At 67.2% G+C, this 4,294-nt stretch carries 4 protein-coding genes; all 4 read left to right on the top strand.

The window, feature by feature from the left end:
• The coding region (gene glmM, locus HGB10_11915; protein NTU72509.1) for a phosphoglucosamine mutase at positions 1-1,241 on the top strand (1,241 nt) is incomplete at its 5' end.
• A 430-nt stretch (positions 1,242-1,671) separates the two neighbouring features.
• On the top strand, positions 1,672-3,501 hold the full coding sequence (gene glmS, locus HGB10_11910) for a glutamine--fructose-6-phosphate transaminase (isomerizing) (GenBank protein NTU72508.1): 1,830 nt from the start codon (positions 1,672-1,674) through the stop codon (positions 3,499-3,501).
• 9 nt (positions 3,502-3,510) lie between these two features.
• Complete coding sequence (locus HGB10_11905; protein ID NTU72507.1) at positions 3,511-4,011, top strand: holo-ACP synthase; 501 nt, start codon at positions 3,511-3,513, stop codon at positions 4,009-4,011.
• Positions 4,012-4,067: 56 nt separating this feature from the next.
• Positions 4,068-4,294: bifunctional ADP-dependent NAD(P)H-hydrate dehydratase/NAD(P)H-hydrate epimerase (locus HGB10_11900; GenBank protein NTU72506.1), on the top strand; the 227-nt coding region annotated here is incomplete at its 3' end.

The following is a 4,294-nucleotide window of genomic DNA, read 5'->3' as shown; positions in this document are numbered from 1 at the left end:
ATTTCCTTGGTGACAAGGGCCGCGGGCGGATCGTCGTCGGCCGCGACACGCGTCAGAGCGGCGAGATGCTCGAGGCTGCGTTCGTCGCCGGCCTGACGGCTGGTGGCGGCGATGCGCTGCTCTGCGGCATCGTGCCCACTCCCGCCGTCGCGCTCATCGTGCGCGAGCTGGGCGCCGATGGAGGCGTCGTCATCTCGGCATCGCACAACCCGCCCGAGTACAACGGCATCAAGCTCTTCAACGCCGATGGATTCAAGTTGCCCGACGATCTCGAGGAGGAGATCTCGGCATTCGTCACCGGCGACGCAGGCTTCGTACGACCCACCGGAGCCGGGGTAGGCCGCATCAAGGCCGTGCGCGACGCACTCGCGCGCTACGTGAGTCACAGCATCGCCACCATCGAGGGCGACCTGTCCGGGCTGACCATCGCGGTCGACTGCGGGCACGGGGCTTCGGGAGCGGTCACGCCCGAGGCGCTGCGTCGTCTTGGTGCCACCGTCGTGCCGATCAATGCCGGCTCTGACGGCATGGACATCAACGTCGGGTGCGGGTCGACCGATCTGACGCCCCTCGTGGATCTGGTGCGTTCTTCCGCTTTCGACATGGGCATCGCGCATGACGGCGATGCGGACCGCGTGCTGGCCGTCGACGAGACGGGTGCCGAGGTCGACGGAGACGCGATCATGGCCATCTGTGCCGCGCACCTGCACTCCGCAGAGCAGCTTGCGCTCGATACCGTCGTGTCGACGGTGATGTGTAATCTCGGGTTCGAGATCGCCATGCGCGACCTGGGCATCCACGTCATCAAGGCCAACGTGGGCGACCGCTACGTACTCGAGCAGATGCAGGCGTCGGGCGCCACGCTGGGTGGCGAGCAGTCGGGTCATATCATCTTCCTCGACCACAACACGACCGGCGACGGTCTGGTCACCGCGCTGCAGCTCGCCGCGGTAATCAAGGCGACCGGAAAGTCGCTGTCCGAGTTGCGTCAGGTCATGCATCGCTACCCGCAGGTGCTCGTCAACGTCCGCGTCGCCGACAAGGTGGGGGTGCTCACCAACGGCACCGTGTCGGCTGCCATCGTGGCCGCCGAGGCCGAGCTTGGCGATGCCGGGCGCGTCCTGGTGCGCGCCTCGGGCACCGAGCCCGTCGTCCGCGTGATGGCCGAAGCGGCCAGCGAAGAGATCGCGGCTGATGTTGTGGAGCGGCTCGTCCGCGTGGTCTCGGCAGAGCTGGGCTGATCGGACGGCTATAGCGCTTCGCCCCGCATGCCGATGAACTCCCTGTGCGGCACCACCCTTGTCACCTCATCGCCGTGTCCTGCCCCGCCTGATACACTTGCTGCGACCGATGACGCGACGAAAGGGGATGCCTGACAACGCTGCTGCTTCATGAAGCGCCGGGACTGGCCGCGCCACATTCAGGCTGCGCCAGTTGACGAGGAGAGAGCTCATCGAAACATTCGGCGGATGGCTCTCCGGACCCGATCGGGTTCGTGACGTTGTCGACAAAGCCCGCGGGTGACCGCGGAACAAAGCGACAGCGGACCGGTCGTTCTACCACACAGGGGCACCGCCCCGGCCGTCGGCAGGAGATCGCGCCTACGGCTCTCGCGGCGCATCGGCCGCACTTTGACCCTACACGCACCCCGGACACGGAGGTCGCTTACGTATGTGTGGAATAGTCGGATACATCGGACCCCGCAGCGCCACTGACGTGCTGCTCGGCGGACTGGCTCGGCTGGAGTACCGCGGCTACGACTCGGCGGGAGTCGCCGTCGTCGAAGGCAGCGAGCTCACGGTCGTTCGCCGCGTTGGCAAGCTCATCAACCTGCGCAAGGCGCTCGACGCATCACCCGTAGCGGGTGCCGTCGGCATCGGGCACACCCGTTGGGCGACGCACGGTCGCCCGAGCGAGGAGAACGCGCACCCGCACGTCGACTGCACCGGCCGCGTCGCGGTCGTGCACAACGGCATCATCGAGAACTACATGGAGCTGCGCGATCAACTCGCGGCCAACGGACACATCCTTCGTTCGGAGACCGACACCGAGGTCGTCGCGCATCTGATCGAGAGCTACTACACCGGTGACCTGGCTGCTGCGGTCGCCCGTTCCATCGAGGACCTCGATGGCGCCTACGCGCTTGCCGTCGTACACCTCGACGCTCCCGACACCATCATCGCCGCCCGTCAGGACTCGCCGCTCATCATCGGCGTGGGCGAGGGCGAGACCATCGTCGCGAGCGACATCCCGGCGGTGCTGGAGTACACGCGCGAGGTGCTCGTACTGCACGACGGCGAGATGGCCACGGTCACGCCCTCCGGCGTCACGATCCAAGACGCAGCCGGCCTGGCCGTTCCCGAGCCCGAGATGATGCACGTGGAGTGGGACCTCGACGCCGCCGAGAAGGGCGGCTACGAGGACTTCATGCTCAAGGAGATCCACGAGCAGCCCAAAGCCATCCGAGAGACGCTTCGGGGCCGATTGGACGAGCGCGGCGAGATCTGTCTCTCCGAGCTGGACATGACGCCCGCGCAGATCGCGGCGATTGACCGCGTGTACGTCATCGCGTGCGGCACGTCGCTGCATGCGGGTCTCTCGGCGAAGCACCTGATCGAGAACTGGGCGCGCGTGCCCGTCGAGGTGCAGTGCAGTAGCGAGTTCCGCTACGCCGATCCTATCGTCGACGAGGAGACGCTCGTCGTCGCGATCACGCAGTCGGGCGAGACCGCCGATACACTTGCCGGCGTACGCGAGGCGCGCGACCGCGGAGCGAAGGTCATCGCGATCACCAACGTCGTGGGCTCGCGCGTCACGCGGGAGTCCGACGGCGTGCTCTACACGCACGCGGGCCCCGAGATCGGCGTCGCGGCGACCAAGACGTTCACGGCGCAGATCGCGGCGCTCACGGTGCTCGGCCTCAAGCTCGCGCAGACGAAGGGCACCCTCTCGAACGAGCGAGTCGAGTCGCTGTTCGCCGAGCTGTCGACCATCCCCGACATCGTCGAGGCGATTCTGGCCGACCTTCGCGGCATCGAAGAGGCAGCCGCGCCGTTCCTCAACGCCAAGAGCTCGCTGTTCCTCGGGCGTGGCGTGGGCGTTCCGGTCGCCATGGAAGGTGCGCTCAAGCTCAAGGAGATCAGCTACATCCACGCCGAGGCGTACCCTGCGGGGGAGATGAAGCACGGCCCCATCGCACTCATCACCGATGAGCTCCCGGTGGTGGTGGTCGCTACGCAGGGTCACGTCTATGAGAAGGTCGTGAGCAACATCCAGGAGGTGCGCGCTCGTGGCGCCGAGGTGATCGCCGTGGCGACCGCCGGGGACGACGAGATCTGTCAGCACGTCGAGCACGTGCTCTACATCCCGCAGGTCTCGGAGGTCCTTTCGGCGATCCCGGCGACCGTACCGCTGCAGGTGCTCGCGTACCATATTGCGAAGAAGCGCGGTTGCAACGTCGACCAGCCGCGCAACCTCGCCAAGTCCGTCACGGTTGAGTAGGGGTTCTCGTTGAGCGTACTGGGACTGGGCGTCGATATCGTCGAGATCGATCGCATGAAGCTGGCGCTCGAGCGCACGCCGCGCATCAAGGAGCGCATCTTCTCCCACGATGAGCGCTGGTACTGCGAGCACAAGGCCAAGCCATGGGTTCACTACGCGATGCGATTCGCAGCGAAAGAGGCCGTACTCAAGGCGCTCGGCACCGGGTTCTCGGGGATGCGCTTCTGCGACGTCGAGGTCGTCCGAGAGAACAACGGGCGGCCGACGCCCAAGCTCTCCGGTCGGGCCGCCGAGCGCGCCGCTGAGCTCGGGGTCGTCGAGATGCATGTGTCGCTCTCGTTCACGCACACGACCGCGGTCGCTTCGGCGGTGGCTATCACTGAAGACGCGCGTCCGCGCAAGGACGAGCGACCCGACCCCAAGGCCCAGCTGGCCGCCTCGTTCAAGGAGGCGCGAGCGTTGCTCGACACTGTGACGGCGGCCGACGAGGGCGCAGGCGAATCGGAGTAAGATTGACGGGCGGTCTCGCGAAGAGGCCGCCCGTTTCGCATCCACAGGGGGAAGCGATGTACCGCGTACTCACCGCAGCCCAGTCCCGCGCCGTCGAAGAGCGCGCCGTCGCCGAGCAGGGCGTCTCCCTCGCGGCCCTCATGCGCGCCGCCGGCGCCGCCGTTGCCCGCGAGATCGCAGAGCGCGTGCCGGATGGCGACATCGTGGTGCTCGCAGGTCCTGGCAACAACGGCGGCGACGGCTGGGTCGCCGCGCGCGAACTGGCGGCTGCCGGTCGCAACGT

Source organism: Coriobacteriia bacterium (assembly GCA_013334745.1).
Classification (GTDB): Bacteria; Actinomycetota; Coriobacteriia; order Anaerosomatales; family JAAXUF01; genus JAAXWY01.
The sequence above is the reverse complement of the archived record's forward strand: the minus strand, read 5'-3'. Positions and strand labels throughout refer to the sequence as shown.